The sequence below is a fragment of the Sulfitobacter rhodophyticola genome (assembly GCF_041281685.2).
Classification (GTDB): domain Bacteria; phylum Pseudomonadota; class Alphaproteobacteria; order Rhodobacterales; family Rhodobacteraceae; genus Sulfitobacter.
The window spans coordinates 2,604,051-2,622,580 of record NZ_CP166251.2; the positions used below are offsets into that span (position 1 = coordinate 2,604,051).

An 18,530-nucleotide genomic window follows, 5' to 3' on the forward strand; every position below is an offset into this window, starting at 1 on the left:
GGGAGCCTAATGGGTTGGAATCGATCCTGACAAGCTGTCGTCAGACCTTCAGGTTTGGGATGATCTGTTTCTTGCGGCTCATGATGCCTGGCAGAACAACCGTGTCGCCGGAGACGGACGCGCCGAAGCTTTTTTCCGCCACGGTCTTGGTCAGATCGTTGGGCACCAGCATCGTGGCTTCTTCGTTCAGGATATCGACCACGAACAGAAGCACCTGATCGGCACCGTCTTCGGAGGCCACACCCGGCATCGCGGCGATCAGCGCTTCCTTGCGGTCGAGAACGGAAGCGGGGGCCGTGGTTTCCAGCACGGAGACGCGGAATTGCTTGCCGTCGACGGCGTATTCCTTGCTGTCCATGCGCAGCAGTTCGGCTTCGGAAAAGGCTGAGACATCGGATTTCGCCGCGAACATCTCAGCCGCGAACGCGGGAATATCGACACCAAGATCCTTGGCCAGCGCATGGGCAATGGCCTTGTCTTCCTGCGTGGTGGTGGGGCTGCGGAATTCGAGCGTGTCGGACAGGATGCAGGTCAGCATCGCGCCTTTGATGCCCGTGGGCATCTGCGCCATATCATCGCCGATCATCTTCCACATCAGCGTCGCGGTACAGGCCAATGGTTCAATGCGGATCTCGATCGGGCCCGCGGTTTCCAGCCCGCCGACAAGCTTGTGATGATCAATTATCGCGGTGATGTTGGCCGCGTTGATGCCGTCGGGCAGTTCTGCCGGGTTGTTGGTGTCCACGATCACCACGTCCTGCCCTTCGGCCACGCCGTCGATGATCTGCGGCTTGTCCAGCTTCCAGTGATCCAGCATGAACAGCGCTTCGGTATTGGGTTCACCCAGCAGGGCGGGTGCGGCGTCCACGCCCTTGATCTGGTTGAGGTACCAGGCCCAGATGATCGGGCTGCCGGTGCTGTCGGTGTCGGGGGATTTATGGCCAAAAACGAGGGTGGTCATGGGTACATCTGCCTTCGGAGTGGGAGTGATTTGCCGCCTTATAGGCGCGCGTCCCGGCGTTGTCACCACCTTGGCTCAGAGGCCCAGATCGCTGCGTTTCTTCTTTGTCAGCCCGGCCACCACCATGTCATAGGACGCCTTGATGTGATCGCGAAGGCTGTCGTCCGGCAGGCCCGGTTCGTCGTAGTGCTGTATCCACTTCAAGCCGCGTGACGCCATATAGGGTGCGGGGCGTAAGCCAGGGCTGTCTGACAGGATCTCAAACGCCATTTCGGATGCCTTGAACGTCACGGTGTTCCCGCTTTCGCCCATTCCGATGACGGCAAAGACCTTGCCGCCCACCTTGTAGACGTCCGCATTGCCCCATTGCACCACGTGGGTGGCCTGCGGCAGCGCGGCGCAAAAAACTGTCAGTTCGTCGCGGGTCATGGGAGGATCATAGGCAGTTGGAAGCGCCGCGCAAATGGGGCAAGTTGGCGGCCATGTCAGACAGCCCGCGCGAAACCGACCTTTATCCGCCCATCAAGCAGTTTCTTGAGGATCAGGGATACGTGGTGAAGGCCGAAGTGGGCGCGGCGGATGTGGTGGCCGTGCGCGGGAGCGAGCCGCCCGTGGTGGTGGAATTGAAGCTGGGCTTTTCGCTGGCCTTGTTCCATCAGTGCGTCGCAAGGCTGAAGGTGGCTGAGGACGTCTATCTTGCGGTTGCGCGCCAGCCGGGAAAGCGGTTTCAGAAGGCGCTGAAGGACAATACCACCCTAGCGCGGCGACTGGGGCTGGGGCTGATCACCGTGCGGCTGAGCGATGCCCTGGTCGAGGTGCACTGCGATCCGGGACCGTATGCGCCGCGCAAGTCGAAAAAACGCACCGCCGCATTGCTGAGGGAGTTTGCCCGGCGGCAGGGCGATCCGAATAATGGCGGGCAGACGCGGGCCGGGTTGGTGACAGCGTATCGGCAGGATGCCCTGAAGGTCGCCGTGTATCTATATGAAGCGGGTGCCAGCAAGGGTGCGGATGTGGCGCGCGAAACCGGCGTGCCTGCAGCGACCCGGATGATGCGGGATGACCATTATGGCTGGTTCGAGAAGGTCGAAAAGGGTGTCTACGGCCTGACCCCTTCAGGGGCCGAGGCCGTCAGCGTCAGCGGGCGTGTGCTGGGCGCCTAGAAGGACTGCCGTTCCAGCGTATAACCGCGCTGCGCCAGCAGGTTCAGGATGCCCTGTTCACCGCCCAGATGCAGGGCGCCTGCAGCGACGACAATGCTGTCGCCGTCCGTCGCTTCGATGGGGTCGATCCAGGACAGGTTGCGTTGGGCATTGATCAGGTCCATGAATTCGTCGAACAGCGCGTCAAATTCGGCAGGAGACATGTCGAAATGCGCCCGCGTTGTGACGCGTGATGTCTCCAGCGCGGCGATCACTTCCTCGTCAAAGTATTGTTCGATGAGCGTATGGCTCGCGTTTTCGGAGGCGGTGACAGGAATGATGCCAAGCTTCAGGAGTTCGATCTGTTCCTCCATGGGGTCCTGATTGAAAAGGCTGAAGATCGTCTCGTAAGGTTCAAGCGACCCCGTTGGCACGCCCGCGGCGTCGGCAAGGGCCATGATCCGCATGTCGAGGCCGTTCTTGTTGGCGGTCATCGATTGCAGGGTGCAGGGCGACATCGACAGCATCAGTGACAGGTACCATGGCTGGAACTTGGCCGCCATGAAGGGCGGGATGCCGCGCACGCGCGCGGCTTCGGCCAACCTGATCCAGTCCTGTTGCGGCATCAGGTCGATCAGCGTTTCCCCCGTAAGGAACAGCATTTCCGGTCGCTCTGCGATGGCTTTTTGCAGCGCCGCCTGACTTTCCGCATCCGCTTCGACCAGCAGGTGGTCGGCATTGTTGATGACCGGGGTCAAAGCGTCGGTGATGGGATCAAAGCGCGGATCGTCCATATGCAGCGTGCCAATGACGTGAACAGTGCGGGTGCCGCGTGTGGCGGTCCAGTAGATGCCGTTTGAGAAGGGCACGCCTTCCAGCCGCTGGGCGATTTCGGCCTTTTGCGCATCGCTCAACGTTGTGCGCAGGTCGGTTCCGGAACAGGCGGCCGAAAGCGCCGCGGGAAGCAGCAGGAAAAGGGCGGTCAAAAGCAGTCGCACGGGGGGGTACACTCCAGCAGGTTCGATCCTTAGCTAGGGGTGGAGTATGTCATTCTCAAGGACCAAATCCGGCAGCCTGACGATCCTTTTGAGGTGCAATGATCCGGGGATCTGGCGTGAAGATCGGGAGCGATCGGTCCAGCGTTCCGCCGGACTTTCCGGTATGCCCGAACTGCGGTTTGGCAAGGTCCGTCGCCACGGCGCAAAGTCCGCACATTTTTTCTCAACCGGTTGCTTGACACCTTGTCGCGGTATGCCTAGCTATGCGTCGTTAGCACTCAGATAGAGTGAGTGCTAACGCCCGGACCCCTGAGTGGCGGTCTGGTTGGGAGAAATAACTTTGAGCGTTAAGGAGCTGCAAAGATGGCATTGAAACCGCTTCACGACCGAGTGCTGGTAAAGCGCACAGAAAGCGAAGAGAAAACCGCTGGCGGGTTGATCATTCCCGATAGCGCCAAGGAAAAGCCTTCCGAGGGCGAAGTTGTCGCCTGCGGCGAAGGCGCGCGCAAGGACAGCGGTGAACTGATCGAGATGGCTGTAAAGCCCGGCGACAAGATCCTGTTCGGCAAGTGGTCCGGCACGGAAGTCACCCTCGACGGTGAAGAAATGCTGATGATGAAGGAAAGCGACATCATGGGGATCCTCGCCTGATCCATCAGGTGAAGGAGGGCTTTGGCCCATCCCTCGAGACGCGACACATCAATCCAATTTTAGGAGAAGACGAAAATGGCTGCTAAGGACGTCAAATTCGATACAGATGCCCGCAACAAGATGCTGAAGGGTGTGAACATCCTTGCCGACGCGGTAAAAGTGACACTGGGCCCCAAGGGCCGCAACGTGGTTCTGGACAAATCGTTCGGCGCACCGCGCATCACAAAGGACGGTGTTTCCGTTGCCAAAGAGATCGAGCTTGAGGACAAGTTCGAGAACATGGGCGCGCAGATGGTCAAGGAAGTGGCCCAGCGGACCAATGACGAAGCAGGCGACGGTACCACCACCGCGACAGTGCTGGCTCAGGCGATCGTGCGCGAAGGCATGAAATCCGTTGCTGCTGGCATGAACCCCATGGACCTCAAGCGTGGCATCGACATGGCGACAGCCACTGTTGTCGAGGCCATCAAGGCGGCTGCACGTGAAGTTTCCGACAGCGACGAAGTCGCACAGGTCGGCACCATCTCCGCCAATGGCGAGAAGGAAATCGGCCGTCAGATCGCGGATGCGATGCAGAAGGTCGGCAACGAGGGTGTGATCACCGTCGAAGAGAACAAGGGTCTGGAAACAGAGACAGACGTTGTCGAAGGCATGCAGTTCGACCGCGGCTACCTGTCGCCATACTTCGTGACCAACTCCGACAAGATGACGGTTGAACTGGAAGATGCGATCATCCTGCTGCACGAGAAGAAGCTTTCTTCGCTGCAGCCCATGGTGCCGCTGCTGGAGCAGGTCATCCAGTCCCAGAAGCCGCTGCTGATCATTGCGGAAGATGTTGAAGGCGAAGCGCTGGCGACACTCGTCGTGAACAAGCTGCGCGGCGGTCTGAAAATCGCTGCTGTCAAAGCCCCCGGCTTTGGCGATCGTCGGAAGGCGATGCTGCAGGATCTCGCGATCCTCACAGGCGGTCAGGTGATCTCCGAAGATCTGGGTATGAAGCTTGAGTCCGTGACCATGGACATGCTGGGTTCTGCCAAGAAAGTCTCCATCACCAAGGACGAAACCACTGTTGTGGACGGTGCCGGTGAAAAGGCGGAGATCGAAGCGCGTGTAGCACAGATCCGCAACCAGATCGAAGAGACCACATCCGACTACGACCGTGAGAAGCTGCAGGAACGTGTTGCGAAGCTCGCTGGCGGTGTCGCTGTGATCCGCGTCGGCGGCATGACCGAAGTCGAAGTGAAAGAGCGCAAAGACCGCGTTGACGATGCCCTGAACGCGACCCGTGCGGCCGTGCAGGAAGGTATTGTTGTGGGCGGTGGCGTTGCTTTGGTCCAGGCGGGCAAGAAGCTCGACGGCGTCAAAGGCGAAAACAGCGACCAGGATGTTGGGATCACCATCGTCCGCAAGGCGCTTGAAGCACCGCTGCGCCAGATTGCTGAGAACTCCGGCGTGGACGGTTCCGTCGTTGCGGGCAAGATCCGCGAGAGCGACGACCTGACGTTCGGCTTCAACGCCCAGACCGAAGAGTACGGCGATCTGTTCAAGTTCGGTGTTATCGACCCCGCGAAGGTCGTGCGCACCGCACTGCAGGACGCAGCCTCCATCGCGGGCCTGCTGATCACCACCGAGGCGATGGTCGCAGACCGTCCCGCCAAGGAAGGTGCCGGCGGCGGCATGGGCGGCGGCATGCCCGACATGGGCGGCATGGGCGGCATGATGTAAGCAGCCGCGCGCAAGCGTTGTTGCGGTACGTTTCCGCTTTGAAATCAAGGAAAGGCGTGTCTTCGGGCGCGCCTTTTTTTTTGTGAATTGCCGCGTGGGGATTAAGAAAAACGAAATGGCCCCGTGATAGCCCGCATTTGCAAATGACAGCAGAGGCGGACCATGCAGATCAATGCCACAAGGATACTGCCGCACACAGGGCGGCAGGATGTGATGACAAAAAGCGGCACGCAGGACATTGACGATTTCATCTATCTGATCAGCCATGATGTACGTGCCTCTGTGCGGGCCTTGCTGGAACTGCCGCAATGGATTGCCGAGGATCTTGAGGAAGCGGGGATCAAGGTGGAAGGCAGCGTCGCCCAGTCCATCGACCTGATGAACCGGCACACAGGTCGTTTGGACCGGATGCTGGTCGACCTGCTGACCTATTCCCGCATCGGTCGCATGCAGGACATCCGCGAGATTGACGTCGGCGCAGCGCTGGCTGAGGTGTGTGACACGATGCAACTGCCCAGTGGCTTCACGCTGACCCAGGACATCGAATGCGGACCGCTCAGGATCGGGGAGCGGGATATCCTCACGCTGCTGACCGCGTTGTTGAGCAACGCAGTCAAGCATCACGACAAGGTGCAGGGGCACATCGTGGTGACCGCGCAGACCTGCGACGACATGGTGATCCTGAGCGTCAGCGACAATGGGCCGGGCATCGAAGAAGAGATGCACCCGCGGATATTTGGCGCGATGACCACGCTGCGCCCGCGGGACGAGGTTGAAGGCAGCGGCATGGGACTGGCCAATGTGCGCAAAATTGCAGAGTTCTACGGCGGCGATGCCCGTGTCGGCCCGTCGATCTACGGTCGCGGCTGCACGATTGAGGTACGTCTTCCCAGAATTGGCGCGGCCGGACCGACAGGCAAATGATGGGCTGATTTAGGTGGAATTTTCCGGAAATGGTCGGCGGCTCTTAAGGATTGTGAAGCCATACTGGCTGACTTTGCAGCCTGTCACGTCTTGAAAGGGTCAGGTACCATGCTTCAATTCTCAAGAAATCCAATCCCCCTCCCTTTTCCACTGTTGCGCACCCGTGATCTGCGTGTGCTGTTGTTGGACGACAGTTCCTTCGACTGCCAGCGCATCCGCAGGCTGTCCGGCAAGACCGGCCTACGCATCGATCTGGACGAAGTTCATTCCATCGCACAAATGGACCGTGCCGTGGCGCGGACCCGTTATGATCTGATGCTCATCGACTATCGCCTGCCCCAGGGAGACGGGATGGTAGCGCTGGACCGTGTTCTTGACGCGCCCAGGAATCGGGATGCTGCCAAGATCATGATCACCGGCAACAGTGCGGCGCTGATCCGTGTGCAGGCGCTGCGACGGGGATGCCATGAATTCATCATCAAGGCTGAACTGGACGCGAACATGCTGCGCCGTGCCATGATCAATGCGCTTGCGCTTTCCTGTCTGCGGCAACCGGCCTTTGACCGGGTTCAGCGTGTCGGTCGGATCGATCCTGCCACCCCCAGCCGGATCCCCGGCTTGCCACCGTTTGAGTTTGAACGTCGGGCTTCAGGCCGTGGCAAAGCGGAAGATTTCCGGGTCCACTGATGACCATGCAAAGCGCACAATCGCCCATCAGCCTCTTGGCCCCGCTCAAACGGGAGGCTAAGGCAATGGGGATGCGCCTTGTTCTGTTAATTGCCCTGACCATGCTGGCCTTTGCCGCGAATTCCATCCTGACCCGGCTGGCGGTGGATGGCGGGCACATTGACCCTTCGGGTTTTGCGATCGTCCGGGTGTTATCGGGGGCGGTCGTGCTGAGTATGCTGATCACAGTGCGGGGCGGCGGATTGCCGCTTTTCCGCAAGGAAAGACTGCCCGGTGCGATCAGCCTGACGGTCTATATGATCGGATTCTCGCTGGCGTATCTGACCCTGGACGCGGGGTTGGGGGCGCTGATCCTGTTCGGGGTCGTGCAGATCACCATGTTTGCCCATGCAGCGCTGACAGGTGCAGCACCAAACTTGCGCCAGATGACGGGGGCGGGGGCCGCATTTGCCGGTCTTTTGCTGGTGCTCTGGCCCGGGGCAGGGGCGGGAACGGACCTACCGGGCGCGGCCCTGATGGCCTGTGCGGGCATCGGCTGGGCGTCCTACACCATTGCGGGCCGACACGCGGCGGACCCCTTGGCGGCCACGTCGGCCAATTTCGTCCTGTGCCTGCCCGTAATGGTCATCCTTCTGTCCGGCACCGGTCTGAACTTTGGGGTGACCGGCATCGCGCTGGGCATCCTTTGTGGCGGTTTGACGTCCGGGCTGGGGTATGCGTTGTGGTATACGGTCCTGCCCCGGATCACGGGCCCGACAGCGGCGGTCGTGCAATTGAGCGTGCCGGTCATTGCGTTGATCGCCGGCACTGTCTTTCTTGGCGAAGCACTTGGCCCTGCGATCCTTGTGGCGACTGTGCTGGTGGTGGGGGGAATCGGCTGGGCGGTTACCGGACAATCGGTTCAAGCGGGTCGTAGATCACGCTGAATTCAGGGCCGAAGGCGACTGCGGCAAGGCTGTCGGGCTTATGCGGGGTTTGTGCCAACTCGTCTTGTGTCACCCAGCGCCAGCGGTTCACGATCGCTTCGCGGTCGCGCCAATCTGGATCAATTGCCGCAGCGCCATTCAGCGCACAGTGAAAATAAAGATCGACCTGATGAAAGCCTCCGTTGGGGTCATGGAATTCGTTCACCAGGCAGGGCGCGCCCACCTCCACGTCCAGCCCGCATTCCTCCCAGACTTCGCGCTTGAGGTTGTCGGGCAGGGCGCTGCCCCGTTCGACGCCACCGCCGGGGGCACACATCAGCGGCTTGGTCGGATCGGCGTAAGCATTGACCAATAACAGCCGCCCTTCGTGTTTGATGATGGCGCGCACGGCAAGACGGGGATACGGGGCTGACATGGGTTCACTTTCGCAATCGTGTTGACGTTGAGCATTTCACGAAGCGGCAAATCAGTCTATCTGATGCCTATGAGCATTCGGACTTTTCTTTTTGGCGCGTTTATCCTTTTGACGGCATGCCAGACAGCACCGGCTGAGGCGCGTTGCGTGGTTCTGTTGCACGGGCTGGCCCGGACGGAGAATTCGTTTGCCTTGATGGAAGCTGCACTAGAGGCGGAAGGCTACCGTGTGGTGCGCCCGGGGTATCCGTCGACGGAGGCTGCGGTGCAGGAATTGGTGCGGCGGACCCTGCCGGACGCGGTAAAAAGCTGCGGCACGCCCACGGTTGATTTCGTGACCCATTCCATGGGCGGCATCCTTGTGCGGTCATGGGTGGAAGACGCCGGTACGGACCGCGTAGGCCGCGTTGTCATGCTGGCCCCCCCCAATCAGGGCAGCGAAGTGGTGGATGCATTGGGATACATCGCCGCGTTTGACTGGATCAACGGCCCGGCAGGCGCACAGATGGGGACGGGCGACGGCGGCTTGCCGCGCAAACTGCCGCCGGTCCCTTTCGAACTGGGCGTGATCGCAGGGTCGCAGTCGCTCAACCCCTATTTCTCGACCATTTTGCCGGGCGAGGATGATGGTAAGGTTTCCGTTGCCTCCACCAAGGTGGAGGGGATGACCGATCACGTCGTTCTGCCAGTGACCCATACCTTCATGATGAACAATCCCCGCGTTATTGCGCAGACCATGGCGTTTCTGAACCGGGGCAAGTTTGAGCGCAACATGACCTGGATCGACGGTGTGTTGGACACGCTGCAATGCGAGGATGGTGCGTGCCTGCCCGGTGTGGACGAGGCCGACTGACGTGACGCCGTTTGATCTGACCGGGGCAGATGTGCTTCTGCCGGAGGGGCTGTGCCGTTCCACCCTGTCTTTTGCGGAAGATGGCATTGTGGATAACCTTGTGGGCAATCCCGTTGATTTAAGTGGTTACATGGTCTTGCCGGGTATTGTTGATGTGCATGGGGACGGATTTGAACGCCATCTGGCGCAGCGGCGCGGGGCGATGAAGCAACTTGATGCGGGCCTGATCGCTTGCGAAGCGGAGCTGGCCGCCAACGGCATCACGACCGCCGTTCTGGCGCAGTTCATCAGTTGGGAAGGGGGCATGCGCGGCCCCGATTTCGCGGCACAGGTATTCCGGGGCATCCGCGATATACGCGGACAGGTGGTGACGGACTTGCGTGCGCAGGTCCGGTTCGAAACACATCTGCTGGAACACTATGACGCCTTGCCTGCGCAACTGCGCGATTGGGAGGTGTCCTATCTGGTGTTTAATGACCATCTGCCGCATGACCGCTTGCTGGCAGGCAAGACGCCGCGACGGCTGGTGGGGCAGGCGCTGAAGGCCGGGCGCAGTCCGGAAAAACACCACGAGATGATCAAGGAACTGCACGCGCGCGGGCCGGATGTCCCTGCCGCACTGGACGGGCTGTGCGCGGTTCTGGCCGAACAAGGGGTTCGGATGGGCAGCCATGATGATCAATCCCCGCAGACCCGTGCGACGTGGCGCGCACGCGGGGTCAGGCTGGCGGAATTTCCTGAAACGCTGGATGCTGCTGAAGCGGCGCATCAGGCGGGCGACGGTGTGATCATGGGCGCGCCCAATGTTGTGCGGGGTGGGTCGCACAACGGCAACCTGTCAGCGGTCGATCTGATCGCCATGGGATATTGCGACGCGTTGGCGTCAGACTATCACTATCCATCCCCACGCAGGGCGGCGCTGATGCTGGCGGATGCCGGTGTGGTCGATCTTGCGGCGGCTTGGGCGATGATCTCTGCCAGACCTGCGGCCCTGCTGGGGTTGCAGGACCGCGGCACGTTGACGCCGGGAAAACGCGCTGATTTCGTGGTGATGGAGCAAGGCACCCGCCGGATCGCCGCGACATTCGCAGGCGGCCGCGTGTCTTACATGAATGGCGCGGTGGCGGATCGGTTCTGGGCGGGAAGGACCTAGCCGGAAATGCGGTTCACGTGGCCCATCTTGCGGCCCGGTTTCACCTCGGCCTTGCCGTAAAGATGAAGGGCGGTGCGGGGCTCCCGCGCCAGGTCCGGCACTCGGTCCATGTCGGCACCGATCAGGTTTTCCATCACCACATCCGCATGGCGCGCCCCGTCGCCCAGGGGCCAGCCCGCAATTGCACGAATGTGCTGTTCGAACTGGTCCACGACACAGCCGTTTTGAGTCCAGTGACCGGAATTGTGAACGCGCGGGGCGATTTCGTTGACGATCAGACCCTGCGGCGTGACAAAAAGCTCAACCCCCAGTACACCGACATAATCAAGCGCATTCAGCACCTTGGCCGCCAGCAGGACGGCATCTGTGCGCTGCGAAGCGCTGAGCTGCGCAGGCACGGTGGTGGTGTGCAAAATGCCTTTGCGGTGCACGTTTTCGCCCGGATCATAGCAGGCGACCTCACCCCCCGGACCGCGTGCGGCAATGACGGAAACTTCGATACTGAAGTCGACGAAGCCTTCAAGGATCGCGGGTGCGCCGCGCATTTCGGCCAAGGCATCTGCCGGGGCAGTCGTGTCGTTCAGGCGGACCTGTCCCTTGCCGTCATAGCCAAAGCGCCGGGTCTTGAGGATCGACGGTGTGCCGATGCGCGCGATGGCGTCATCCAGCGCGGCAGCATCGCCCACATCCGCAAAGGGGGCGACGGTCAGGCCAAGATCCTGCAGGAATGTCTTTTCGACAAGCCGGTCCTGCGAGATCCGCAATGCCTCGCGCCCCGGTCGGATCGGCACGATTTCTTCGATCACGTCAAGTGCTGCCGTGGGAATGTTCTCGAACTCGTAAGTGACGACGCTGCACGCCTCGGCAAAGGCCTTGAGCGCTGCGGCGTCCTCATAGGGCGCGGTGGTGACGGCATGGGCCACATCCCCTGCGGGCGGTTGCGCGCCCGGTTCAAAGATATGCACGCGCAAACCCAGGCGGCTTGCCGCAACGGCCAGCATGCGGCCCAGTTGACCGCCGCCCAGAATGCCGATGGTGCTGCCGGTGGGCAGCGGCTCAATCATCGGAGGGCTCCTGCGGGATGGACGCGCTGAGGGCTGCGCGCCAGTCGTCCAGCCGCTTTGCAACCGTGGCGTCCTGCAGCGCAAGAATACCGGCGGCCATCAGCGCGGCATTGGCCGCACCCGCCGCACCAATTGCCATGGTGGCCACGGGAAAGCCCTTGGGCATCTGCACGATGGAATAAAGCGAATCGACCCCGGACAGCGCGCGGGTCTGTACCGGCACCCCGATCACCGGCACACGGGTCTTGGACGCCATCATGCCCGGCAAGTGCGCTGCCCCGCCGGCCCCGGCGATGATCACCTGCAAGCCACGGTCCACCGCCGTGCTGCCGTATTCCCACAAACGGTCAGGCGTGCGATGCGCCGAAACGATGCGGGTTTCATAAGCAAGTTCCAGTTCATCCAGCAGCGTCGCTGCCTCGCGCAGGGTTGCCCAATCCGACTGGGAGCCCATGATGATGCCGATAGGGGGGGTGCTCATGCGCTTTGCCTGTCTCATAGCTGATCAAAGCGCGCACTATAGCCATGTGCCGCGCCTTGGCAACGCAGTCGGGGCGCCTTCAGGCGATGATGTCCGGAGTCAGGCGATCTTCGATCTGCGCAATCAAGTCCTTGAGGCGCAATTTGCGCTTTTTCAACCGCTGGAGGGTGAGCTGATCGCTGGTTTTGCGGGCCCCCAGGGCACTGATCGCCTCGTCCAGATCACGGTGTTCGCGGCGGAACACTTCAAGTTCCACACGCAGTACTTCGTCGGTTTTCATGGCAAGATCGGTGGGGGCGTTCATGCGACCTGTGATTCCATTTATGGCGATTATGTTTGAATATAGGGCGTTAGTCTTGATCCGCCTAGCCCTTGCATACCGTCAAATGGTTTCCCATATTGCTAATGAGGTCGCCAGAACGGGGCCTCTCAGGACTGTCGCTTGAGGTAATAAGGACGTGTCGGAATGACGAAAATGACGCTGGCTTCCTATCCGCATATGCTGGGCTTTGAACAGCTTGAGCGGGTGTTGGAGCGGACTGCGAAATCGGGCAATGAAGGGTATCCGCCTTTCAATATCGAACAAACTTCTGACTACAGCTATCGTATCACGCTGGCCGTGGCCGGTTTTGCCGAAGACGATTTGTCAATCACCGTTGAGGACCGCCAGTTGGTCATCCGGGGCAGACAGACCGACGACAGCGCGGGCCGGGTGTTTCTGCACCGCGGCATCGCCGCGCGCCAGTTCCAGCGCAGTTTTGTACTGGCCGATGGTGTCGATGTCGGAGAGGCGCAGATGGAGAACGGTCTGCTGCACGTGGACTTGACCCGCGCCAAACCCGAGACAGTTGTACAGACCATAAAGATCAAGAAAGGGTAGCATCATGGAACCGTCAATGACCCAGCCCGAGGACCGGACGGTCTACGTCAAGCCGATCCTTGTCACAGACCTTCCCCGCGAAGTGCGCGCACAGGCCGAAGGGCTTGATCAGCTTTACGCGGTGCACAATTCAGATGGTCAGCAGCTTGCCCTTGTGGGTAACCGCAAGCTGGCTTTTATGCTGGCCCGCGAACATGATTATGCACCGGTGATGGTGCACTGATTTCTCCTCTTGCGAGGGGCTACCAAAAGACCGCAGGTTCGCCCTGCGGTCTTTTTTGTTTGGGGAATGTCTGATGCGGTTCGAATTCGACTGGGTGGATGCGTTCACGGATCAGGTTTTCAATGGGAATGGCTGCGCAGTGGTGCATGGCGGCGCCGTTTTGCCCGATGCCGTTTGCACCGCCTACGTGAAGGAGACGTCGCTGGTCGAATGTACCTTTACCGGCCCGTCCCAGGTCGCTGACTTTCGCGTCAAATACTACATTGCCAGCCGGGAAATCCCTTTTGCCGGGCATCCGACCGTCGCGACCGTGCTGGCCTTGCGCCATCGCGGCCTGATCGGGGATGGAGAGGTGACACTGGAGACGGGCGCGGGATTGGTGCGTGCGGAAGTTGGTGATGGCGGGGTGACCATGACACAGGTCGCACCACGTTTCGGGCCGACGGTCGCGCCGGATGTCGTGGCCGCCGTGGGCGGAATTGGTGCCGAGGATATCATTTGCACGCCGCAAGTCGTCTCCACCGGACTGGCGTTCTGTATCACGGTCCTGCGCGACCGTGCCGCGCTGGACCGTGTGCGGCTTGATCTGGAGGCGCTGCACGCCTTTGCCCGGACCATCGGGCAAGACGACATCGATATCACCGAACCCTATTGGATCATCCGGGAAGGGGCCACGGGGCGTGGGGATACCTTTGCGCGCCTTCTGATCGCACCGCCCAGCCCGCCGGAAGATCCCTTTACCGGATCGGCCACCGGTGCGGCGGCGGCCTATCTGTGGGCCAGGGGGTTGATCGACAGCCCGCGTTATGCGGCGGAGCAGGGGCATGGGATGGGCCGCCCCGGACAGGCGCAGGTCGAAGTGCTGGGCCCGCGCGATGCCATCACCGGTGTGCGGGTCGGTGGGCAGGGACGGATCGTCATGTCGGGAGATGTTTTCATGCCCGACAGAACCGGGTAACCAGCCTGCATCCCTGCGGAGACGATCATGACAGAGCCCGCCATCGCCGTTCTGCCCTATGGGGGCCGCCTTGGCCGCGCGTTCGCACGGCAACCCCTGGATGATCTGCATTGGCCGCTGGGCCGCCCCACGCGGCTGGCGCAGGGGGTCGTGGGCGATCTGACGCGCGATGATCATCTGATCGTCTATCCAAAGACAGCGATGCATTTTCAGTTGCGCTGGGGGGTGGCCGCCCATGTTTCCATGATGGTGGTGGAACCGGAGATCATCCATGCGCGCCATCTCAAGCTGCTGCGCTGGACGCATCGCCGTTTCTACCGGGTATTGAGCCATAACGACGCGCTGCTGGCATCCATTCCGAATGGAATCCTGCATCCCTTCGGCACAACGTGGATTGACGAACACGCGGCGCTGAAAATCGACAAGACGCAGAACATTTCGCTGATTGCGTCATCCAAGCGCGATACCGAAGGGCACGTGCTTCGCCATGAGGTTGTTGATGCGATCAAAGCGCAGGGACTGGATGTTGCCGTTCTGGGGCGCGGGTATGCGCCCTTCGCGGACAAGGCCGACGGGTTGGCGCCTTTTCGTTTCTCGGTCGTGATCGAAAATATGCGGGAGCGGAACTACTTCACAGAGAAGATCGTCGATGCGGTCTTGTGCGAAACGGTGCCGATCTATTGGGGCTGTCCCAATGTCGCGGAATTCTTTGATCCTGACGCGATCATTGCCTGCGAAACCAAGGAGGATTTGCTGGCAGCCCTGAAACGGGCAGATGCCGAAACCTATGCCGCGATGCGCCCCGCCTTGCTGAGGGCCAAGGCGCAGGCAGATCATTGGGCCGATCTGGAGGGGCGAGCGGCACGGGCGATCCGGGACACCCTTTAGGGTGCCCCGACACCTGACCGGACAAGATCAGCCGGAAATCAGCCCCATGTTTTCTAGCTTCAACAGCACCTGATGGGCGCAATTGTCCACCTCGACGTTTTCGGTTTCAACGGCCAGTTCAGGGTTTTCCGGCACGTCATAGGGGTCAGAAATACCGGTGAATTCCTTGATCTTCCCTTCACGCGCCAGCTTGTAGAGCCCCTTGCGGTCGCGCCGTTCGCATTCCTCGATTGAGGTTGCAACATGCACTTCGACGAAGGCGCCGAAAGCCTCCACATCCTCGCGCACGGCGCGGCGCGTGGTGGCGTAGGGCGCGATGGGCGCGCAGATGGCGATGCCACCGTTCTTGGTGATCTCGCTGGCGACATAGCCGATCCGGCGGATGTTCAGGTCGCGGTGCTCCTTGGAGAATCCCAATTCGGACGACAGGTTCTTTCGGACGATATCCCCGTCCAGCAGCGTCACCGGACGCCCGCCCATTTCCATCAGCTTGACCATAAGCGCGTTGGCGATGGTCGATTTGCCGGAGCCGGAGAAGCCGGTGAAAAACACGGTGAACCCCTGCTTGTTGCGCGGCGGGCGGGTGCGGCGCAACTCCTTGACCACTTCGGGGAAGGAGAACCATTCGGGTATCTCAAGACCTTCCTGCAAGCGGCGGCGCAATTCGGTGCCGGAGATATTCAGGATCGTGACGTCGTCCTTGTCCTTAATCTCATCCATCGGCTCATACTGTGCGCGGTCCTCGACCCAGACCATGTGTTTGAAGTCGACCATTTCAATACCCATTTCCTCCTGATGGGTGCGGAACAGGTCCTGCGCGTCATAGGGGCCATAGAAGTCCTCGCCCTTGGAGTTCTTACCGGGGCCCGCGTGGTCGCGACCCACAATGAAGTGGGTGCAGCCGTGGTTCTTGCGGATAAGGCCGTGCCAGACCGCTTCGCGCGGGCCAGCCATGCGCATGGCGAGGTTCAACAGGGACATGGTGGTGGTGGCTGCCGGGTATTTGTCCAGCACCGCCTCGTAGCACCGGACGCGCGTAAAATGGTCCACGTCACCGGGTTTGGTCATGCCGACGACCGGATGGATCAGCAGGTTGGCCTGCGCTTCGCGCGCGGCGCGGAAGGTCAGTTCCTGATGGGCGCGGTGCAAAGGGTTGCGGGTCTGGAAGGCCACGATGCGGCGCCAGCCGACCTTGCGGAAATAGGCGCGCAGTTCATTCGGCGTGTCACGGCGACCGCGGAAATCATAATGCACGGGTTGCTGAATGCCGGTAACCGGACCACCCAGATAGACGCTGCCTGCCTGATTGTGCAGATAGTTCACCGCCGGATGGGCGCTGTCATCGGCACCGAAGACCATCTTGGCTTCATGCGCCTTGTCGGGTGTGAAGCGGTCGGTGACCGTCATCGTGCCCAGAATGACCCCTTCCTGATCACGCAGGGCGATGTCCTGCCCGATCTCGATGTTGGCGGCAAAATCTTTTGACACGTCCAGCGTGATCGGCATGGGCCAGAGCGTCCCATCGGCCAGACGCATGTTGTCAACGACGCCTTTGTAGTCTTCCTCGCTCAGGAACCCCTTGAGCGGGTTGAAGCCGCCATTCATCAGCAATTCAAGATCGCAGATCTGGCGCGGGGTCAGATCGTGGCTGACCAGATCGGCGGCATCTTCCTTCATCTTCTGCGCGGAATCGTAGGAGACGTAGAGTTCGGGGATCGGTGCGAGGTTATTCAGCATTCCAACACTTTCATAAATCGTAGGCGCGCGGCGCGGCGCGCAGGCGTTTGTTGGGCGCGGTATGGCCCTCGATACGCGCAAAAGTCCAGTGTTTTGGGCGCATAGCAGGCATGTGATGGTCATTTCCTGCCGACAGATATGGCAAATTTGACAAAGCTTACGCCGTTGAGCCTGCCGTAAACGTGGCAAGCTGCGCGTGCAGGTCCCTTGCCTGTTGCACCGGCCACGCCAGCAGCGGGGTGCTGAGCCCGCGCAATTCGAGGGCGATCAGCATCTTTTCGGGCACGGCGTGTCCCGCCGCATCCAGCAGCGGAACAGAGATGAACGCCTGCACCTGATGTTCTTTCGTCACGCCTTCCAGTCGCGATGCTGTATTCACGGTATCGCCAATCAGCGTTCGTGGCGCGTGTTCGGCAGCTCCGATTTCACCCAGAACGACGCCGCCCAGATGTGCGCCGATCCCTATGGCGATCGGGCCTTGGCCTTCGCGTTCCAATTGGGCGTTGAATGTCTTGAGCGCCTGGGAGACCCCTTCGATGGCGCGCAGCGCTGCCTTGGCGGAGCTTTCGGGGTCCGCTGTTTCGAACACTGCCAGAAACCCGTCGCCGAGGTATTTGTCGACCGTCCCGTTCTGCGCCGTGATTGGCGGCACGATGGCATCAAAAAAGCGGTTGAGCAGAAAGACCACATCGTAAGGCAACTGCCCCGTCGTGCGCGCGGTAAACCCGCGCATGTCCAGAAACAGCAAGGCAAGTTCCTTTTCCTCTCCCTGGCTGGCATGGCTTCGGCTTTTGCGGCGGCCATCGGGTTCGAACACGCGAAACACGGTCAGTGGCTCAACCGGTCTGATCTGACAGGCCAGCCGGGCGTTGGGTTCCGCATTGATGGAGGCAAGGCTTTGCGCTTCGGCTTCGCTGGCGGGATGCAGGAATTCGCCGCCTTCCTCGATCAGGACACGGCACGTGGTGCACCGCCCACGCCCCCCGCACAGGGACGCATGGGGAATGCCGCGTATCCGCGACATTTCCAGCAAGGTCAGTCCCTTCGGCGCGATGATCTCGCTGCCGCTGCCATAGCTGATGCGCACGGACCGCTGCCGCGCGCGGATGTATTTGACCAGATAGGCGACGGCGACAATCGCCATGATGATCCCGAACACCCACCGCATCTGTCCTGTCAGCGCGATCAGCCGGGCAAAGGTTTCGCCATCGGGGAAATTGAAGGTCTGCAACAGGGTCTGTTGTTGGTCGGGGTCCGCGAAGGCCGCCGTGATCCGGCGGCCTTCCACCAGAAAACCCGCCAGCGCAAAGGCGGGGACCAGCGCCGCCCCGGCGATCAGCGCGGGCTGCGCACGCCGCCACCATGCGGTGCCGCGCAGCCAGAAATGCAGGCCCACGCACCCGTGGGTCCAGACCACCAGCAGCAGCAGGCTTTGCTTCCAGCCGTCGGCAGTGTCGTAGAGCAGCAGCATAATGTAGCTGAGCCTGTCATTGACCTCGTAAAGCTCATGCGCGTTGCGGGTGTGGATCAGGTGGGCCACCAGCAGAACCGGGATGAACAGCCCCATGGCGATCTGTGCCGCTTCCCAAAAAGGCATGCGCAGCGTGCCGCGCCGTGCCAGCTTGACTAGCGCCAGCGCCATATGGACCAGAAAGGCCCCATAAAGCAGGATGGTCCCGGCGATGGAGCGGGTGACGACCTGCCGCCAATCCTGGGCCCGGTCCATCCACTCGACCGAGAAAAGGCCAAGTCCGATGTTGAGAAAATGGGTGAGCGCATAGACAAACAGCACCAGCCCGCTTGCGATGCGCAAACGTGTGCCCCAACTGCCTGCCCAAAGTCCGTTCATCCGACGCCTCCTGACC

The 18,530-nt window shown here is 61.0% G+C and carries 21 protein-coding genes; 12 read left to right on the forward strand and 9 right to left on the reverse strand.

What is annotated here, in order from left to right:
- Positions 1 to 40 precede the first annotated feature (40 nt).
- Together AB4X18_RS13745 and AB4X18_RS13750 are read right to left on the reverse strand one after the other, a co-directional pair.
- The gene (locus AB4X18_RS13745; protein ID WP_370400618.1) at positions 41 to 961 is read right to left on the reverse strand and encodes a manganese-dependent inorganic pyrophosphatase; all 921 of its coding nucleotides are present in this window, start codon (positions 959 to 961) and stop codon (positions 41 to 43) included.
- A gap of 75 nt (positions 962 to 1,036) precedes the next feature.
- Positions 1,037 to 1,390 carry an MmcQ/YjbR family DNA-binding protein gene (locus AB4X18_RS13750; protein WP_370400619.1) on the reverse strand — a complete coding sequence of 118 codons (354 nt, stop codon included), beginning with the start codon at positions 1,388 to 1,390 and terminating at the stop codon, positions 1,037 to 1,039.
- Between the two features lie 53 nt (positions 1,391 to 1,443).
- Between AB4X18_RS13750 and AB4X18_RS13755 the strand changes: the two genes are divergently transcribed.
- Complete coding sequence (locus AB4X18_RS13755) at positions 1,444 to 2,124, forward strand: DUF2161 domain-containing phosphodiesterase (RefSeq protein WP_370400620.1); 681 nt, start codon at positions 1,444 to 1,446, stop codon at positions 2,122 to 2,124.
- Here AB4X18_RS13755 and AB4X18_RS13760 read toward each other — a convergent pair.
- Positions 2,121 to 3,101: a TraB/GumN family protein gene (locus AB4X18_RS13760; RefSeq protein ID WP_370400621.1), complete on the reverse strand. Its 981-nt coding sequence runs from the start codon at positions 3,099 to 3,101 to the stop codon at positions 2,121 to 2,123. The genes AB4X18_RS13755 and AB4X18_RS13760 overlap by 4 nt on opposite strands.
- Before the next feature lie 363 nt (positions 3,102 to 3,464).
- On the opposite strand from AB4X18_RS13760, the gene AB4X18_RS13765 reads away from it, so the two are divergent.
- The 5 genes from AB4X18_RS13765 (at position 3,465) to AB4X18_RS13785 (ending at position 8,014) form a co-directional block, all read left to right on the forward strand.
- Positions 3,465 to 3,752 carry a co-chaperone GroES gene (locus tag AB4X18_RS13765; RefSeq protein WP_370400623.1) on the forward strand — a complete coding sequence of 96 codons (288 nt, stop codon included), beginning with the start codon at positions 3,465 to 3,467 and terminating at the stop codon, positions 3,750 to 3,752.
- 75 nt (positions 3,753 to 3,827) lie between these two features.
- Positions 3,828 to 5,477 carry a chaperonin GroEL gene (gene groL / locus AB4X18_RS13770; RefSeq protein WP_370400624.1) on the forward strand — a complete coding sequence of 550 codons (1,650 nt, stop codon included), beginning with the start codon at positions 3,828 to 3,830 and terminating at the stop codon, positions 5,475 to 5,477.
- Positions 5,478 to 5,639: 162 nt separating this feature from the next.
- A complete protein-coding gene (locus AB4X18_RS13775) occupies positions 5,640 to 6,401 on the forward strand; it encodes a sensor histidine kinase (protein ID WP_370400625.1) in 762 nt (253 codons plus the stop codon).
- A 108-nt stretch (positions 6,402 to 6,509) separates the two neighbouring features.
- Positions 6,510 to 7,088, forward strand: coding sequence for a response regulator (locus AB4X18_RS13780; RefSeq protein ID WP_432816712.1), 579 nt, complete (start codon positions 6,510 to 6,512; stop codon positions 7,086 to 7,088).
- A gap of 71 nt (positions 7,089 to 7,159) precedes the next feature.
- Entirely contained in the window at positions 7,160 to 8,014 is an 855-nt protein-coding gene (locus AB4X18_RS13785) for a DMT family transporter (protein WP_370400627.1), read from the forward strand.
- Here the strand turns inward: AB4X18_RS13785 and AB4X18_RS13790 are convergent.
- Positions 7,974 to 8,429: an NUDIX domain-containing protein gene (locus AB4X18_RS13790; RefSeq protein WP_370400628.1), complete on the reverse strand. Its 456-nt coding sequence runs from the start codon at positions 8,427 to 8,429 to the stop codon at positions 7,974 to 7,976. The genes AB4X18_RS13785 and AB4X18_RS13790 overlap by 41 nt on opposite strands.
- Before the next feature lie 69 nt (positions 8,430 to 8,498).
- Between AB4X18_RS13790 and AB4X18_RS13795 the strand changes: the two genes are divergently transcribed.
- Both AB4X18_RS13795 and AB4X18_RS13800 read left to right on the forward strand, forming a co-directional pair.
- Positions 8,499 to 9,281: an esterase/lipase family protein gene (locus AB4X18_RS13795; RefSeq protein WP_432817424.1), complete on the forward strand. Its 783-nt coding sequence runs from the start codon at positions 8,499 to 8,501 to the stop codon at positions 9,279 to 9,281.
- Between the two features lies 1 nt (position 9,282).
- The gene (locus AB4X18_RS13800; protein ID WP_370400630.1) at positions 9,283 to 10,434 is read left to right on the forward strand and encodes an alpha-D-ribose 1-methylphosphonate 5-triphosphate diphosphatase; all 1,152 of its coding nucleotides are present in this window, start codon (positions 9,283 to 9,285) and stop codon (positions 10,432 to 10,434) included.
- On the opposite strand, the gene AB4X18_RS13805 is transcribed toward AB4X18_RS13800, so the two are convergent.
- The 3 genes from AB4X18_RS13805 to AB4X18_RS13815 form a co-directional block, all read right to left on the reverse strand.
- On the reverse strand, positions 10,431 to 11,498 hold the full coding sequence (locus AB4X18_RS13805; protein ID WP_370400631.1) for a 5-(carboxyamino)imidazole ribonucleotide synthase: 1,068 nt from the start codon (positions 11,496 to 11,498) through the stop codon (positions 10,431 to 10,433). The genes AB4X18_RS13800 and AB4X18_RS13805 overlap by 4 nt on opposite strands.
- A complete protein-coding gene (gene purE, locus AB4X18_RS13810; RefSeq protein WP_432816713.1) occupies positions 11,491 to 11,979 on the reverse strand; it encodes a 5-(carboxyamino)imidazole ribonucleotide mutase in 489 nt (162 codons plus the stop codon). Before purE ends, AB4X18_RS13805 begins: the two co-directional genes overlap by 8 nt.
- A gap of 79 nt (positions 11,980 to 12,058) precedes the next feature.
- The gene (locus AB4X18_RS13815) at positions 12,059 to 12,283 is read right to left on the reverse strand and encodes a YdcH family protein (RefSeq protein WP_370400633.1); all 225 of its coding nucleotides are present in this window, start codon (positions 12,281 to 12,283) and stop codon (positions 12,059 to 12,061) included.
- A 162-nt stretch (positions 12,284 to 12,445) separates the two neighbouring features.
- Here AB4X18_RS13815 and AB4X18_RS13820 point away from each other — a divergent pair, with 162 nt between their 5' ends.
- The 4 genes from AB4X18_RS13820 (at position 12,446) to AB4X18_RS13835 (ending at position 14,928) form a co-directional block, all read left to right on the forward strand.
- Positions 12,446 to 12,859: an Hsp20 family protein gene (locus tag AB4X18_RS13820; protein WP_370400634.1), complete on the forward strand. Its 414-nt coding sequence runs from the start codon at positions 12,446 to 12,448 to the stop codon at positions 12,857 to 12,859.
- 16 nt (positions 12,860 to 12,875) lie between these two features.
- Positions 12,876 to 13,082, forward strand: coding sequence for a DUF1150 family protein (locus AB4X18_RS13825; RefSeq protein ID WP_370400635.1), 207 nt, complete (start codon positions 12,876 to 12,878; stop codon positions 13,080 to 13,082).
- Positions 13,083 to 13,155: 73 nt separating this feature from the next.
- Complete coding sequence (locus AB4X18_RS13830; RefSeq protein WP_432816714.1) at positions 13,156 to 14,040, forward strand: PhzF family phenazine biosynthesis protein; 885 nt, start codon at positions 13,156 to 13,158, stop codon at positions 14,038 to 14,040.
- A gap of 27 nt (positions 14,041 to 14,067) precedes the next feature.
- On the forward strand, positions 14,068 to 14,928 hold the full coding sequence (locus tag AB4X18_RS13835) for a glycosyltransferase family 10 domain-containing protein (RefSeq protein WP_370400636.1): 861 nt from the start codon (positions 14,068 to 14,070) through the stop codon (positions 14,926 to 14,928).
- 27 nt (positions 14,929 to 14,955) lie between these two features.
- On the opposite strand, the gene AB4X18_RS13840 is transcribed toward AB4X18_RS13835, so the two are convergent.
- Together AB4X18_RS13840 and AB4X18_RS13845 are read right to left on the reverse strand one after the other, a co-directional pair.
- Entirely contained in the window at positions 14,956 to 16,665 is a 1,710-nt protein-coding gene (locus AB4X18_RS13840) for a bifunctional sulfate adenylyltransferase/adenylylsulfate kinase (RefSeq protein WP_370400637.1), read from the reverse strand.
- 157 nt (positions 16,666 to 16,822) lie between these two features.
- On the reverse strand, positions 16,823 to 18,514 hold the full coding sequence (locus tag AB4X18_RS13845) for an adenylate/guanylate cyclase domain-containing protein (RefSeq protein ID WP_432816715.1): 1,692 nt from the start codon (positions 18,512 to 18,514) through the stop codon (positions 16,823 to 16,825).
- Between the last annotated feature and the right edge of the window lie 16 nt (positions 18,515 to 18,530).